The sequence below is a fragment of the Enterobacter sp. MGH119 genome (genome assembly GCF_001037675.1).
Taxonomy (GTDB): domain Bacteria; phylum Pseudomonadota; class Gammaproteobacteria; order Enterobacterales; family Enterobacteriaceae; genus Enterobacter; species Enterobacter hormaechei_C.
Genome location: NZ_KQ089933.1, coordinates 119,674 through 134,832 on the forward strand (window position 1 = coordinate 119,674; position 15,159 = coordinate 134,832).

At 57.7% G+C, this 15,159-nt stretch carries 15 protein-coding genes; 3 read left to right on the top strand and 12 right to left on the bottom strand.

The features are described from left to right. Positions 1–54: 54 nt before the first annotated feature. The gene (asd, locus tag SK53_RS19240; protein ID WP_003861575.1) at positions 55–1,158 is read right to left on the bottom strand and encodes an aspartate-semialdehyde dehydrogenase; all 1,104 of its coding nucleotides are present in this window, start codon (positions 1,156–1,158) and stop codon (positions 55–57) included. A 178-nt stretch (positions 1,159–1,336) separates the two neighbouring features. Between asd and yhgN the strand changes: the two genes are divergently transcribed. Then, positions 1,337–1,930 (top strand): NAAT family transporter YhgN, encoded by a 594-nt coding sequence (gene yhgN / locus SK53_RS19250; RefSeq protein ID WP_003861574.1) that lies wholly within the window; start codon positions 1,337–1,339, stop codon positions 1,928–1,930. A 79-nt stretch (positions 1,931–2,009) separates the two neighbouring features. On the opposite strand, the gene gntU is transcribed toward yhgN, so the two are convergent. From gntU to SK53_RS19275, 5 genes are all read right to left on the bottom strand, one after another. After that, complete coding sequence (gene gntU / locus SK53_RS19255) at positions 2,010–3,350, bottom strand: gluconate transporter (RefSeq protein ID WP_003861572.1); 1,341 nt, start codon at positions 3,348–3,350, stop codon at positions 2,010–2,012. 3 nt (positions 3,351–3,353) lie between these two features. Next, a complete protein-coding gene (gene gntK / locus SK53_RS19260; protein ID WP_003861569.1) occupies positions 3,354–3,881 on the bottom strand; it encodes a gluconokinase in 528 nt (175 codons plus the stop codon). Positions 3,882–4,007: 126 nt separating this feature from the next. Then, positions 4,008–5,003, bottom strand: a complete 996-nt coding sequence (gntR, locus tag SK53_RS19265) for a gluconate operon transcriptional repressor GntR (protein ID WP_003861567.1) — start codon at positions 5,001–5,003, stop codon at positions 4,008–4,010. Positions 5,004–5,094: 91 nt separating this feature from the next. After that, a complete protein-coding gene (locus SK53_RS19270; RefSeq protein WP_048209894.1) occupies positions 5,095–5,790 on the bottom strand; it encodes a pirin family protein in 696 nt (231 codons plus the stop codon). A gap of 123 nt (positions 5,791–5,913) precedes the next feature. Further along, positions 5,914–6,951, bottom strand: coding sequence for an oxidoreductase (locus tag SK53_RS19275; protein WP_003861563.1), 1,038 nt, complete (start codon positions 6,949–6,951; stop codon positions 5,914–5,916). 258 nt (positions 6,952–7,209) lie between these two features. Here SK53_RS19275 and yhhY point away from each other — a divergent pair, with 258 nt between their 5' ends. Next, positions 7,210–7,698, top strand: a complete 489-nt coding sequence (gene yhhY / locus SK53_RS19280; protein ID WP_003861561.1) for an N-acetyltransferase — start codon at positions 7,210–7,212, stop codon at positions 7,696–7,698. Positions 7,699–7,785: 87 nt separating this feature from the next. On the opposite strand, the gene ggt is transcribed toward yhhY, so the two are convergent. Further along, complete coding sequence (gene ggt, locus SK53_RS19285) at positions 7,786–9,531, bottom strand: gamma-glutamyltransferase (protein WP_003861559.1); 1,746 nt, start codon at positions 9,529–9,531, stop codon at positions 7,786–7,788. A gap of 122 nt (positions 9,532–9,653) precedes the next feature. Here ggt and SK53_RS19290 point away from each other — a divergent pair, with 122 nt between their 5' ends. Beyond that, positions 9,654–10,025 (top strand): DUF2756 family protein, encoded by a 372-nt coding sequence (locus tag SK53_RS19290; protein ID WP_022651960.1) that lies wholly within the window; start codon positions 9,654–9,656, stop codon positions 10,023–10,025. Here the strand turns inward: SK53_RS19290 and ugpQ are convergent. The 5 genes from ugpQ to ugpB all read right to left on the bottom strand — a co-directional run bounded on the left by ugpQ (position 10,015) and on the right by ugpB (position 14,972). Continuing rightward, the gene (gene ugpQ / locus SK53_RS19295) at positions 10,015–10,755 is read right to left on the bottom strand and encodes a glycerophosphodiester phosphodiesterase (protein WP_022651961.1); all 741 of its coding nucleotides are present in this window, start codon (positions 10,753–10,755) and stop codon (positions 10,015–10,017) included. The two genes, SK53_RS19290 and ugpQ, sit on opposite strands and share 11 nt — an antisense overlap. Further along, positions 10,752–11,822 carry a sn-glycerol-3-phosphate import ATP-binding protein UgpC gene (locus SK53_RS19300; RefSeq protein ID WP_003861554.1) on the bottom strand — a complete coding sequence of 357 codons (1,071 nt, stop codon included), beginning with the start codon at positions 11,820–11,822 and terminating at the stop codon, positions 10,752–10,754. The genes ugpQ and SK53_RS19300 overlap by 4 nt, the downstream gene beginning before the upstream one ends. 1 nt (position 11,823) lies before the next feature. Beyond that, complete coding sequence (gene ugpE, locus SK53_RS19305; RefSeq protein WP_023314971.1) at positions 11,824–12,669, bottom strand: sn-glycerol-3-phosphate ABC transporter permease UgpE; 846 nt, start codon at positions 12,667–12,669, stop codon at positions 11,824–11,826. Then, positions 12,666–13,553 carry a sn-glycerol-3-phosphate ABC transporter permease UgpA gene (gene ugpA, locus SK53_RS19310; protein ID WP_003861551.1) on the bottom strand — a complete coding sequence of 296 codons (888 nt, stop codon included), beginning with the start codon at positions 13,551–13,553 and terminating at the stop codon, positions 12,666–12,668. Before ugpA ends, ugpE begins: the two co-directional genes overlap by 4 nt. A gap of 102 nt (positions 13,554–13,655) precedes the next feature. Beyond that, positions 13,656–14,972 (bottom strand): sn-glycerol-3-phosphate ABC transporter substrate-binding protein UgpB, encoded by a 1,317-nt coding sequence (gene ugpB / locus SK53_RS19315; protein ID WP_022651963.1) that lies wholly within the window; start codon positions 14,970–14,972, stop codon positions 13,656–13,658. Positions 14,973–15,159: the final 187 nt, after the last annotated feature.

Below are 15,159 nucleotides of genomic sequence, written 5' to 3' on the forward strand. Positions count from 1 at the left end.
CATGTAGTACGCAAAAAAAGGGGGTGACAATCACCCCCCGTGTTTAACAAATTATTACGCCAGCTGGCGCAGCATGCGGCGCAGCGGCTCGGCGGCACCCCACAGAAGCTGGTCGCCAACGGTGAACGCGGAGAGGTACTCTGGCCCCATGTTCAGCTTGCGCAGGCGGCCAACCGGGGTGGTCAGCGTGCCGGTGACGGCTGCCGGGGTCAGTTCGCGCATGGTGATATCGCGATCGTTTGGCACCACTTTCGCCCACGGGTTATGCGCGGCCAGCAGCTCTTCCACGGTCGGAATAGACACATCTTTTTTCAGTTTAATGGTGAAGGCCTGGCTGTGGCAGCGCAGCGCGCCGATACGCACGCACAGACCGTCAACCGGAATGGTGTTCGCGGTGCCGAGGATTTTGTTGGTCTCAGCCTGGCCCTTCCACTCTTCGCGGGTCTGGCCGTTATCCAGCTGTTTGTCTATCCACGGGATCAGGCCGCCGGCCAGCGGTACGCCGAAGTTATCCACCGGCAGCTCGCCGCTGCGGGTGAGCTGAGTGACTTTACGCTCGATATCGAGGATCGCGGACGCCGGGTCTGCCAGCTCGGCAGCGACGCTCTGGTGCAGCTGGCCCATCTGGGTCAGCAGCTCGCGCATATGACGCGCGCCACCGCCGGACGCCGCCTGGTAGGTCGCCACGGAGACCCACTCCACCAGATCCTGTGCGAACAGACCGCCGAGAGACATCAGCATCAGGCTGACGGTGCAGTTACCGCCAACAAAGGTTTTCACGCCGTTGTTCAGGCCGTCGGTGATGACGCCCTGGTTAACCGGGTCGAGAATAATGATGGCATCGTCTTTCATGCGAAGCGAAGAGGCCGCGTCAATCCAGTAGCCCTGCCAGCCGCTTTCACGCAGCTTCGGATAGATTTCGTTGGTATAATCGCCGCCCTGGCAGGTCACAATAATGTCGAGTGCCTTCAGCGCCTCCAGGTCGTAAGCATCCTGCAACGTGCCTGTGGTACCCCCAAAGGACGGTGCAGCCTGGCCGAGCTGGGAAGTGGAGAAGAAGACTGGGCGGATGGCGTCGAAATCGCGCTCTTCAACCATGCGTTGCATGAGTACAGAGCCGACCATACCGCGCCAGCCGATAAAACCAACGTTTTTCATAGCATTTTTTTCCTGCAAGGGGTGTGTGCTGATTGTGCAAGCCAGTATTGAACTGGGATATGCTTCACATTACAAAATGCTGCCAAAGTCGCAAGCGAAATTAATCGATGATTGCCCGGCAATCAGAAAAAGTGCTAATCATCGCAATGACCACAATAAGTATCAGGGATAATTTAAGATGAGTGAAATCATTTCCGCAGCGGTTTTATTGATCCTGATTATGGATCCGCTCGGTAATCTGCCGATCTTCATGTCGGTGCTGAAGCACACCGAGCCGAAGCGCCGTCGGGCGATCATGATCCGCGAGCTGCTCATCGCCCTGCTGGTGATGTTTATCTTCCTGTTCGCCGGTGAAAAAATTCTCGCTTTCCTGAACTTACGCGCCGAAACGGTCTCCATTTCCGGCGGGATCATTTTGTTCCTGATTGCCATTAAGATGATTTTCCCTAGCGCGGAGGGCAGCAGCAGCGGCCTGCCTGCGGGTGAAGAGCCGTTTATCGTGCCGCTGGCGATTCCGCTGGTCGCCGGGCCAACGATTCTGGCCACGCTGATGCTGCTGTCGCATCAGTATCCGAATCAGATGAGCCATCTGGTGATTGCCCTGCTGATCGCCTGGGGCGGGACGTTTATTATCCTGTTGCAGTCGTCGCTATTCCTGCGCCTGCTGGGTGAGAAAGGGGTGAACGCGCTGGAGCGCCTGATGGGGCTGATTCTGGTAATGATGGCAACGCAGATGTTCCTGGACGGGATACGGGCGTGGATGAAAGGATAGGTAAAAGCAAAACGGCAATCCTTGATTGCCGTTTTTAGTGTTTGCTCCCTCTCCCCGTGGAAGAGGGAGAAAACCTGGATCAGCTCAGCAGCGTAAACGCAATCATCCCGACAACCGCACCCGTCGTGCCGAGGATGGTTTCCATCAGCGTCCAGGTTTTCAGGGTTTGCGCTTCGGTTGCGCCGGTAAATTTACCGAACAGCCAGAAGCCTGCATCGTTCACGTGAGACACCACAATCGAACCACCCGCGATACAGATAGAGAGCGCCGCCATCTGCGCGCCGGAGTAGTTCAGCTGTTCAATCACCGGCATTACCAGACCCACGGCGGTTAAGCACGCCACGGTCGCGGAGCCCTGAATGATACGCACCGCCGCGGCCAGCACAAAGCAGGTGACCGCAATCGGCAGGCCCATTCCGGTCAGCGCTTCGCCCAGCGCCGGGCCAACGCCGGAATCCACCAGCACCTGCTTGAACACGCCGCCCGCCCCGATCACCAGCAGGATAATCCCCGCCGGTTGCAGCGCGGCACCACAGATCTCCATCACGCGGTCTTTCGGCATGCCCTGACGCATTGCCAGGCCGTAAATCGCGACCAGACACGCCACCAGAATCGCAGTGAACGGATGACCAATAAATTCGAACCATTCGTAAGCGGTTGACCCCACCGGCACAAAGCGTGCAGCGATGGTTTTCAGGCCCACCAGCACCAGCGGCAGCAGGATCAGCGACAGACTGAAGCCGAAGGACGGCATTTTACCCTCGCCCAGGTGCGGCTCGGTGATGTCGTCCGGAATGTGCAGCTCAACGTAACGGCTGATAAAGTTTCCCCACAGCGGACCGGCGATAATCATCCCCGGGATCGCCGCACACAGGCCAATCAGGATCATCCAGCCAAAGTCAGCATGCATCTGGGAGGCCAGCAGCATCGGCGCAGGCCCCGGCAGCAGGAACGCCGCCGCCGCCGCCACGCCCGCAAACAGCGGAATGACCAGCTTCACGAGGTTAGTACCGGTATGGCGCGCCATGGAGAATGCGACGCTTATCAGCAGCACAACGGCCACTTCAAAGAACAGCGGCAGCGCGCAAATCAGACCGGCCAGACCAATCGCGTAGTGCGCACGGCTGTGCCCGAAGGATTTCAGCATCTTGACAGCAATCTGATCGACCGCGCCCGTCTCGTGCAAAATCTTGCCAAACATCGCGCCCAGTGCCACCACAATGGCCAGGAAGCCGAGCGTGCCGCCCATCCCTTTTTCCATCGTCGCCGCGATTTTGTCGAGCGGCATGCCGGAAAAGAGACCAGCACCAATAGAAACCACCATCAAAGCAACGAAGGCGTGCATACGTGCCTTCATCACTAAAAACAGCAGCAGCAATACGGAACCCACTGCTGTCAAAACTAGCGTTAATGTACTCAAAACTTACTGCCTTTTATTAATAACCTCGATGGTGCTGGCAACAACACCTTCCAGCGGCTGATCGATATCAACCACTAAGACATCCTGCTCGTCAGCACCCGGCTCCTGCAACGCTTCGAACTGCGTTACCAGCATCTGGGTTTTGAAGAAGTGGCCTTTACGCGCCTTCAGGCGGCTTTCAATCACCCCGAAATCGCCTTTCAGGTAGATGAAAGAGAGGTTCGGGTTGCCGTCGCGCAGCAGGTCGCGATAGGTTTTTTTCAGCGCGGAACAGACGATCAGGGAGACTTTATTGGTGCGCTGCATCGCGAACGCGGCGTCATTCAGCGCCTGCAACCACGGTTTGCGGTCGTCGTCGTTCAGCGGCTCGCCGGAAGCCATTTTCATGATGTTGCTACGCGGATGGAGGAAGTCACCATCAAGAAACGCAGCCTGGAGTTGATGCGCCACTTCGCTCGCCACGGCAGATTTACCGCTACCGGACACGCCCATCAGGACGTAAACGTGGTGATCGTGATTAGTCGTGCTCAAAGGGTGTCCCTCAGTCAATTGTTACGGGTAACAGTTATCGGTAACATTGTCCTGCCGGGGCATAAGAGAAGCAATATCCAAACGTGCGCGAAGTGAATAAGTGTGAGCTACTTCAAATTTGTCGGATTAAATAGATCCACCCGGTGACAAGGTGAAACCTAAATCTAACATTTTAGGGGTAACTGCCTCACCACGAATGCGCGCCAGCAGGCGTTCTGCACCAATGCGGCCCATGCGTTCACGCGGGGTCAGGACGCTCGCCAGACGCGGCTCCATCACCTGGCCAATGTCGTGGCCGTGGAAACCGGCAATCGCCATATCATCCGGGATTTTTAAACCCAGACGCTGGCACTCAAACGCCGCGCCGACCGCAAGGTCATCGTTGGTACAGAAAATACCGTCCAGTTGCGGATACTCGCGTCGCGCCTGACGCATCAGCTCAATACCCGACGTGTAAGAAGAAGATTGCTCCACCATCACGCTGTACGGGGTTAAACCGGCGTCGAGCATCGCCTGCTCGTATCCCTTCTGTTTGATGATAGTACGTTCATCCAGACGCGCACCCAGATAGGCCACATGGCGATGACCGCGGGCGATGATCGCCGCCGTCATCTGACGCGCCGCTTCAAAGTTATCGAACCCCACGGCGATGTCGAGGCACGGCGACTGGCTGTCCATCAGCTCCACCACCGGAATGCCTGCCACTTCAATCATTTTCAGCGTGCGCGGGGTGTGAGTACGTTCCGTTAAAATCAGGCCGTCGATGTTCCAGGAAAGCATCGATTCAAGACGTTCCTCTTCCAGTTCCGGCTTGTACCCGTAGTGGGCGAGCATGGTCTGATAGCCAAACGCATCGGTGACGCTTTCGATGCCACGCAGCACTTCGGCGAATACCTGGTTGGTTAAGGAAGGAAGCAGGACACCCACCGCACGGCTGGTCGCATTGGAGAGAATATCGGGCGCGCGGTTGGGGATATAACCCAGTTCATCAAGGGCGGCGGCAATCTTGCCACGCAACGCCACGGAAACCTGTTCCGGGTTACGTAAAAAACGGCTGACCGTCATTTTGGTCACACCGACGCGATCGGCGACATCCTGAAGTACGGGGCGTTTCTTTTTCATCGTCCTGAGAAATCTTGAAGTGAGAGATTTGCTCAGTTTATCACGGACAAAGCTCAACCTTCCCCGTTTAAAGGGAAGGTTGAGAAATTATTTAGACCGGCGGCAGGTCAAACAGCAGAATTTCACTTTCGCTGTCGGCATGCACGGAGAGCGCCTGCTCATCCCAGACGGCCAGACCATCGGCGGTTATCGCTTTGGTGCCATTGATGGACACCTCCCCTTTCACCACCTGGATCCACACGCGGCGGTTGGCGGCGATCTGGTGCACAGACTGTTCATCTTTCGCCAGCGCCCAGCGGTACAGCTCCATATCCTGATGCACTTTCAGGGAACCTTCACGCGCATCCGGCGAGAGCACCAGCTGTTTGCCCTGTTTCGCGTCGAAGCGGCGCTGCTCGTAGCGTGGCGTGATGCCGGTCTCTTCTGGAATGATCCAGATTTGATACAGGTGCAGTTTTTCCGTTTTGCTCGGGTTGTACTCAGAGTGACGCACCCCGGTCCCCGCGCTCATAATCTGGAACTCGCCCGCCGGAACCTGCTCTTTGTTGCCCATGCTGTCCTGGTGCTCAACCGCCCCTTCCAGCACATAGGTCAGGATTTCCATGTCTTTGTGCGGGTGGGTACCGAAGCCCTGGCCTGCATCAATCACGTCATCGTTAATCACGCGCAGTGCGGAGAAGCCCATGAAGTTCGGGTCGTAGTAGTCGGCAAACGAGAATGAATGCCATGAGTCCAGCCAGCCATGATTCGCGTGACCACGTTCGTTTGCTTTGCGTAAGTAGATCATTGTTTTCACCCTCAGTTCGTTTCGATGGAGTAAGTGTGGACGCAAACGCCCTGGGATCATAGAGGGTGAAAATTGACTCCTCTGTTCAAAAATTGTGAACAAGCGCAGAGGAGCCGTTTTTGCTTATTTCGCGAGGGTTACCGTGGCAGGAGAAGCCTGTTCGAAGGCCCGTTCGAGGATTTCCAGGTTGGTCAGAACGTCAGATTCCTTGACGTAATTCGCCGTGCCGTTTGTGAGGGTCTCAAACAGCGCATCATAGACGCGTCCATAGTCGCCCGTTTCCGGCTTCAGCTCTTCCCTGACCGTCACGCCCTCGTCGTTCACGTACTCCAGCACGCCCACGGAATCATCTGCCGCAAAGCCCGGTTCACCCGGCATGATATTGGCCTTCAGGCTGGTCTCCTGCTGGTCAATGCCGTACTTGATAAAGGAGCCTTTCTTGCCGTGAACGATAAATTTCGGGTAGTCGATTTTCACCAGATGGCTGGTTTTCACGATGGCTTTGAGATCGCCGTAGAACAGCTGTGCTTCAAAGGTATCGTCCGGGTTGGCCTTATTGCGCAGGCTGCGGATGTCATACGCCACGTGGTCCGGGCGGCCAAACAGGGAAATAATCTGGTCCATGGTGTGCACGCCCAGACCGTAGAACGACCCGTCCTGCGGCAGTCCGGGCTGGGTTTCCGCCACCGGGCGGTAGTAATCGAAGTGGCTTTCGATTTCCACGATCTCGCCGAGTTTGCCGCTCTCAATCGCCTTTTTCGCCGTCAGGAAGCAGCTGTCAAAGCGTCGGTTCTGGTACGGCGTGACGGTCAGGCCTTTGCTTTTCGCCAGCGCAAAGAGTTCCTTCGCTTCGGCGATGGTCGGAGTGAACGGTTTTTCCACCAGCACGTTTTTACCTGCTTCCAGCGCGCGTTTCGCGTAGTCAAAGTGGCTGTCGGCGTGGGTACAGACCACCACCAGCTTCACCTGCGGATCATTTAACACTTCATCAAGATCGCTGGTGAAATGAATATGGGAATACTGCGGAGACTGTTCTTCCGGCTTCGCGCTGCGGCGGTAGATATGAGCGACGTGCCAGGTCTCTTTACGGTTGAGAACATACGGAAGGTGGTAACGCGTGGTGCTTTTGCCAAATCCAATAAATGCGCAGTGTAGTGTCATGGCTCAGTCCTTTTTCGAAGGTTGCTGAGTCTAACCATAACAAAAAAAAAGCCAGCTAAAAGCTGGCTAAAGTAATACTGGAAGCAATGTGAGCAATGTCGTGCTTTCAGGTTCCCGTAGGAGGTCTTCCTGAACGCAGAGCAATAATAATCATTCTCATTCGCACTTGTCCAACACTTTTTGCAAAAAATAGCGATTGACTCAACTTTTAAAGTCACTGATGTTGGAGGGGACTTTTAACTGACTGAGGAACAAGGAATGAGTGAGATAGTGATACGCCACGCTGAACCGAAAGATTACGACGCCATTCGTCAGATCCACGCCCAGCCGGAGGTGTACCACAACACGCTACAGGTTCCTCATCCTTCAATGGAAATGTGGCAAATGCGGCTAGGCGAACAGCCGGGCATTAAACAGCTGGTTGCCTGCATTGATGATATCGTGGTCGGCCACCTCACCATTGATGTCGCCCAGCGACCACGCCGCAGCCACGTTGCCGATTTCGGTATATGCGTTGGCGCAGAGTGGCATAACCGCGGCGTGGCCAGCGCGCTGATTCGCACCATGATCGATATGTGCGACAACTGGCTGCGCGTCGACCGCATCGAGTTAACGGTGTTTGTGGATAACGAACCGGCAATCGCGGTGTACAAAAAGCACGGGTTTGAGATTGAAGGCACCGGCAGGCGCTATGCCCTGCGTAACGGCGAGTATGTGGATGCGTATTATATGGCGCGAATGAAGTAGTTTGTTGCCGGGTGGCGGCTTCGCCTTACCCGGCCTACGTCCGTGCCGTTGTAGGCCCGGTAAGCGCAGCGCCACCGGGCAACAAAATCAATACCCCGCCGTTAAATCATCCACCGAACGCGGGTCCGACGCGCCAAACAGCGCGCCATCCGGTCCGACCATAATGCTCTGGGTGCTGCCCATCGCCTCCTTCACCGCCACCTTCTGCCCGCGCTGCTCAAGCAGCTTGAGGGTGTCCGGGCTAAAGCCCTTCTCCACGCGCAACTCGTCCGGCAGCCACTGGTGATGGAAACGCGGCGCATTGGTCGCTTCGGCGACGTTCATCCCAAAGTCGATGCTGTTCACCACCATTTGCAGTACGGTGGTGATAATCCGGCTCCCGCCAGGGCTGCCGGTCACCAGCCAGGTTTTGCCGTCTTTCACCACAATGGTGGGCGACATGGATGATAGCGGGCGCTTCTTCGGCCCTACCGCATTCGCATCGCCGCCGACCAGGCCGTAGACATTCGGCACGCCCGGCTTGGCAGAAAAATCATCCATCTCGTTGTTCAGCAAAATACCACTATTGCCCGCCACAATCCCGGTGCCAAAGGTGGTGTTAAGCGTGTAGGTCACCGCCACCGCGTTTCCGTCTTTGTCCACGACCGAGAAGTGGGTGGTCTGGTTACTTTCATACGGCGCCAGCTTGCCCGGGCGGATCTCGCTCGACGGCTTAGCCTTGTTGATGTCGATCTCATCGGCAATCGATTTGGCATAGGCTTTGTTGGTCAGCGCCTGCCACGGCACCTTTACGAAGTCCGGGTCGCCGAGGTATTCCGAGCGGTCAGCGTAGGCGCGCTTTTCCGCCTCGGCCATCACCTGCATGGCATCGGCGCTACCGAAGCCATACTTGTGCATATCGAAGTTTTCCAGAATATTGAGGATCTGCACGATGTGAATGCCCCCGGAAGACGGCGGCGGCATGGAGAAGACCTCGTAGCCGCGATAGGTGCCACTAATCGGCTCGCGCTCCACCGCCTTATATTCCGCCAGATCCGCTTTGGTGATCAGCCCGCCGTTCTTCTGCATCTCATCCGCAATCTGATCGGCAATCGGCCCCTTATAGAAGGCATCCGGACCGTTTTCGGCAATCAGTTCGAGACTTTTTGCGAGGTTCTTCTGCACCAGCTTATCGCCCTTCTTCAGCGGCTCGCCGTCTTTCCAGAAGATAGCCTTGCTGTTCTCATGATTGGGAATAACTTCGCTGCCGTAGGTTTTGAGGTCGTCCGCCAGCGCGTCGTTGACGACGAAGCCGTCGCGCGCCAGCCTGATGGCAGGCTGCACCACTTTATTCAGCGGCAGCGTGCCGTATTTTTCCAGCGCCAGCGAGAACCCCGCAACGGTGCCCGGCGTGCCGGAGGCAAGGTGCGAGGTCAGGGATTTTTTACTGTCCGGATTGCCCTGATCGTCGAGGAACATATCGCGGGAGGCCTGGTTCGGCGCCATCTCACGGAAGTCGATGGCCGTGGTTTTACCGTCTTTGGTGCGCAGCATCATAAACCCGCCGCCGCCCAGGTTCCCCGCCTGTGGATGCGTCACCGCCAGCGCATATCCCACCGCGACCGCCGCATCCACCGCGTTACCGCCCTGTTTAAGAATATCGACGCCCACCTGCGTTGCCAGCGCGTCAACCGAGGCCACCATGCCGTGCGTCGCCCGCACGGGGTGAAAAACATCCTCCTCCACGCCGTAAGAGACCGGTGGAGCGGCGGGCGGGTTGGCCGCCACGGTAAATGTGCCGCCTGCCATCAGCGCAGCGATGGCGACCCAGCGCAAAAAGGTTGGTTTCATCATTATTGTTCTCCAGGTGAAGGGGCCCATATTCCCCGCTTAAGCCTGGTTCACAACTCTTAAAAAATCATCGTTATGCCGGAATGAGGGTAAACTTAAGAGAAGCCTCAAAGGAGGAGATAACCATGAAACGATTACTGATCCTGACCGCGCTGCTTCCGTTCGCCGCGCTCGCACAGCCAATCAACACCCTGAACAACCCGAACCAGCCGGGCTACGTCATTCCGAGCCAGCAGCGTATGCAGACGGAGATGATGAGCCAGCAACAGCAGCAGAAAGGGATGCTCAATCAGCAGTTAAAGACGCAGACCCAGGTGCAGCAGCAGCACCTGCAAAACCAGATGAATACCAACACCCAGCGCGTACAGCAGGGCCAGATGCTTGAACAGCCGCTGCCTAATGCAAACGGTGGGATGTTAGGAGGCGGAGTATCGCAAAGCAGCGGTCAGCAGCACATGCTGCCGACCCAGCAGAACGGCAGTATGCTTAATAAATAAAGTTCGGCCCGATCTGGTCAATCGCATCGGTACAGATGCTGTCCACGCCCCAGCGCAGCAGCTCGGCTGCACGCTGGGGTTTGTTGACGGTATACACCAGGATATGCAGACCGGCCTCCTTCAACAGCGTCACGCGCGCTTCATCCAGCAGCTTATGGTTGAGGTGGATCGACACGCAGCCTAAGCGGGTCGTCAGCGCGCGCCAGTCTTCTCGCCACGCATCCAGCAGCAGCCCGCGCGGCAACTCCGGAACGGCGGCCTGTGCGGCTTCCAGCGCGTCGATATCAAACGACGACAGCAGCGGCGCGGTCATCCCTTCCCACAGCTCACGCGCGGCAATGGCAATCACTTTACCCGTCAGCGGCCCGGTGCCGGTGGTCGGTTTGATTTCAATATTGGCCATCATGCCGTGTTGACGACAGCGGTCCGCCACTTCCGCCAGCAGCGGCAGCGGTTCGCCTTTGAATTCGCCGCTGAACCAGCTTCCGGCGTCCACCTTCAGCAGGTCACGCCACGGCAGTTCACCCGCCACGCCCCAGCCGTTGCTGGTGCGTTCGAGGTTGTCGTCGTGCAGCAGGAAAATTTCGCCGTCCTTCGATAGCTTGGCGTCGAACTCGATCATCGTGTGGCCGTAGCGTGCGCCAACGTCAATTGCCGCCAGGGTATTTTCCGGCGCCAGTTTACCGCCACCACGGTGGGCGACGATGTGGGGGTAAGGCCAGTTGCTCATACTCGTTGTCCTGTTTCACCGTCAAATAAGTGCAGGTGATTTTCCGGCATATGCAGCCACAGCGTGCTGCCTGCTTTCGGGCGCTCCTGATGCGGCAGACGCACTACCAGCTTTTGCTCGCCCCAGCGTCCGTGCGCCAGGTTGTCTGCGCCCAGCATCTCCAGCGTGTCCATCACCAGCGGCACGCCGCCGTCCGCCTGAGACGTCAAACCAATATGCTCGGGGCGGATACCAAGCGTCATCTTACGCCCGGCGTAGCCACGATAGTACCAGTTGATCGGCAACGCCATCCCGCTTTCCAGCTCGAAGTGGGTTCCCGCCGCATTGATCCGCCCGTCCAGCAGGTTCATCGCCGGGCTGCCGATAAAGCTCGCCACAAAACGGCTGGCCGGTTTCTCGTAGACTTCCACTGGGGTGCCAATCTGCTCGGCGATGCCTTTGTTCATCACCATCACGCGCTGGGCGAGGGTCATGGCTTCAACCTGATCGTGGGTCACATAGAGGGACGTGGTTCCCAGCCGCCGATGCAGCTGCTGTAGCTCAAGACGCATCTGCACGCGCAGTTTGGCGTCGAGGTTTGACAGCGGTTCGTCGAACAGAAATACCGCCGGATCGCGCACGATGGCGCGCCCCATCGCCACGCGCTGGCGCTGGCCGCCGGAGAGCTCGCGCGGGCGACGCTTGAGCAGGCCGTCCAGCTCCAGAATGCGCGCGGCCTCTTTCACGCGCTCCTCGATATGGCCTTTGCCCATACCGCGAATTTTCAGCCCCCAGGCCATGTTCTCTTCCACGCTCATGTGCGGATAGAGGGCGTAGTTCTGGAATACCATCGCGATGCCGCGATCTTTGGGTTCCATCTCGGTAACGCGCTGGCGGTCAATCCAGATATCCCCGGACGTCACACGCTCCAGCCCGGCCACCATACGCAGCAGGGTGGATTTTCCGCAGCCGGACGGGCCGACCATCACGATAAATTCCCCGTCCGCCACGTCGAGCGTCAGCGGCTGAATGACCTGGGTTTTGCCGTCCCAGCTTTTGGTTACTGCCTGTAATTTTAAACCTGCCATCTTATTTCTCGCTATCGACCAGGCCGCGGACAAACGCGCGCTGCATGGCTAAAACAATGACTACGGGTGGGATAAGGGTGAGTAGCATCGCCGCCATCACCTGGTTCCAGAGGGTGGTGCCTTCGCCGGTGGCGATCATGCCTTTGATGCCTGCCACGGCGGTGCCGAGGTTGACGTCCTGAACGATCAGCAGCGGCCACAGATACTGGTTCCAGCCGTAGATAAAGGTGATCACAAACAGCGCCGCGAGATTGGTTTTCGACAGCGGCAGCACGATGTCGCGGAAGAAGCGCATCGGCGAGGCCCCGTCGATGCGCGCGGCTTCAATCAGCTCATCCGGCAGGGTCATAAAGAACTGGCGGAACAGGAAGGTGGCGGTCGCCGAGGCCATCAGCGGCAGGGTTAAGCCCGCGTAGCTGTCGAGCATCTTCAGGTTGGCGATCACCTCCACCGTCGGGAAGATACGCACCTCCACCGGCAGCATCAGGGTGATGAATATCATCCAGAAAAACAGGTTACGCAACGGAAAGCGGAACCAGACGATGGCGAAGGCCGAAAGCATCGACACGGTGATTTTGCCGACGGTGATGCCGAACGCCATGATGAAACTGTTGAGCATCATCAGCCAGAACGGCGCGCTGTTAGCGCCCACGCCCTGCGTCCAGATAGTCTTCATGTTCTCGAAAAGATGCGTGCCTGGGATCAGCGTCATTGGCGTGTCGAACACCGCTTTGGTGTCCAGCGTGGCGGCGACAAAGGCCACGTACAGTGGGAACAGGATGACGAGGATGCCCAGGATTAGCAGGGTATGGCTGAAAATCGTCAGCCCGCGACGGTTCTCAATCATTGGTAGCGCACCTTACTTTCGACATAGCGGAACTGCACCACCGTGAGGATGATGACGAGGAACATCAGCACGACCGACTGTGCAGCAGAGGCTGAGAGATCAAGCCCGGCAAAGCCCTCGCGGTAGATCTTGTAAATCAGCGTGGTGGTTGCCTGCACCGGGCCGCCCGCGGTGGCGGCGTCGATCACCGGGAAGGTGTCGAAGAAGGCGTACACCAGGTTCACCACCAGCAGGAAGAAACTCACCGGGGCGATCAGCGGCAGCGACAGCCGGAAGAAGCGGCGCACCGGCCCTGCGCCGTCGATGGCGGCGGCCTCCACCAGCGAACGCGGGATAGACTGTAGCGCGGCAAAGAAAAACAGGAAGTTATAGCTGATCTGCTTCCACACCGAGGCGAACACCACCAGGAACATCGCCTGACCGCTATTCTGGGCGTGGTTCCAGTCATAGCCAAACTCACCCAGGAAGTGGGTAATCAGCCCGCGGCCCGGGTTAAACAGGAAGATCCACAGCACGGCGGCCACGGCGGGAGCCACGGCGTAGGGCAGCAGCATCAGGGTCTGATACAGACGGCTGCCCCGTACTACGTAATCCACCAGCGCGGCGAAAAACAGCGACGCGACAAGACCGCTGACGGTGACCAGCGCGCTGAATTTGATCGTCGTCCAGAAGGAATCCAGGTAGTAGCTGTCGTGGAACAGCGCGGTAAAGTTGTCCAGCCCGACAAACTGGCTGGAAAGCCCGAACGGATCGACGCTTTGTACCGAGTACCACAGCGCTTCGCCCGCAGGCCAGATAAAGAAGATGACGGTGATGACCAGCTGCGGCGCGACCAACAGGTACGGCAGCCAGCGGGAACGGAACACCGGACGGGATGATGACATAGGTTAGCTCAGGTTGGTTTCCCCTCACCCCGTCCCTCTCCCAAAGGGAGGGGGATATGTTCCCTCTCCCTTTGGGAGAGGGTTAGGGTGAGGGCAAAAAGATTAAGACTTCGTCGACTGCTCAAAGCGGCGCAGCAGCTGATTCCCGCGCTCTACCGCGGAATCCAGCGCCTGCTGTGGCGTTTTCTTCCCGGTCCACACGCTTTCCAGCTCTTCATCGACGATGGTGCGGATCTGCGGCATGTTGCCCAGACGCAGGCCTTTGGTGAACGGCAACGGCGGCTTGTTCAGCATCTGACGCGTCGCGATATCCGCGCCCGGGTTCTTGCTGTAGAAGCCCTGCTCGCGGGTCAGGTCGTACGCGGCTTTGGTGATCGGCAGGTAGCCGGTCTTCTGGTGCCACTCGGCGGCGTTTTCCGGCTTCGCCAGGAAGTCGAGGAACTCGGCCACGCCTTTGTAGGTGCCGTTGTCTTTACCCTGCATCACCCACAGGCTCGCCCCGCCGATGATGGCATTCTGCGGCGCGCCTTTGACGTCAGCGTCGTACGGCATCATGCCCACGCCGTAATTGAATTTGGCGTAGTGACGGATGTCTGCCAGCGAGCCAGATGAGGCGGTGGTAATGGCGCAGTCGCCGTTGTAGAACTTCTCGGTGGATTCGTCTTTACGCCCGAAGTAGCTGAAGTCGCCCTTCTTATTGAGTGCTTCCAGCAGCGCGATGTGCTTCACCTGCTCCGGCTTGTTGAACTCCAGCACCGCGTCGGTACCGTCGAAGCCGTTGTTTTTGGTGGCAACCGGCAGGCCGTGCCAGGCGCTGAAGTTTTCAATCTGGATCCAGCCCTGCCAGCCGCTGGCGTAGCCGCACTTCATCCCCGCCGCTTTCAGCTTCGCGGTGTATTCGGCCAGATCCTGCCAGGTTTTTGGCGGCTGCTCCGGATCTAAACCGGCTTTCCTGAAGGCGTCTTTGTTGTAGTACAGCACCGGCGTGGAGCTGTTAAACGGCTGGGACAGCAGATGCCCGCTTTTGGAATCCGTATAGTATCCCGCCACGGTTGGCACGAACTGGGACTCGTCAAAGTTAATGCCCGCCTCTTTGAACACCTCGTACACCGGCTTGATGGCTTTGGAGGCCATCATGGTCGCGGTGCCCACTTCATAAACCTGTAACAGCGCAGGCGCGTTACCGGTACGGAAGGCGGCGATGCCCGCGCTCAGGCTCTGCTCGTAGTTGCCTTTGTACACCGGCACAATTTTGTAATCCGGGTGGGTGTCGTTGAAACGTTGCGCCAGGGAGTCAACCTCTTTACCCAACTCCCCTTCCATGGAATGCCAGAACGGAATGGTCGTCACAGCCATTGCGTTCGTCGCAAAAGCCAGACCCAGTGCCAGACCCAAAGCTGTGTGTCGTAACGATGTCATTGTCATCTCTCTTATTGTGCCGGATGCGCGATATCACGCGTTTTATGCTCGCGAGGTAACATGACATGCTCGAATGACAGAAAAATAACTGTTTGTTTACAGACAGGTGACAGCCAGGCGTCAGAGGGATGATGGTTGTGTGAAGGGGTTTAGATGTTGGGTGCGGTCTGGTGCCCTCACCCCGGCC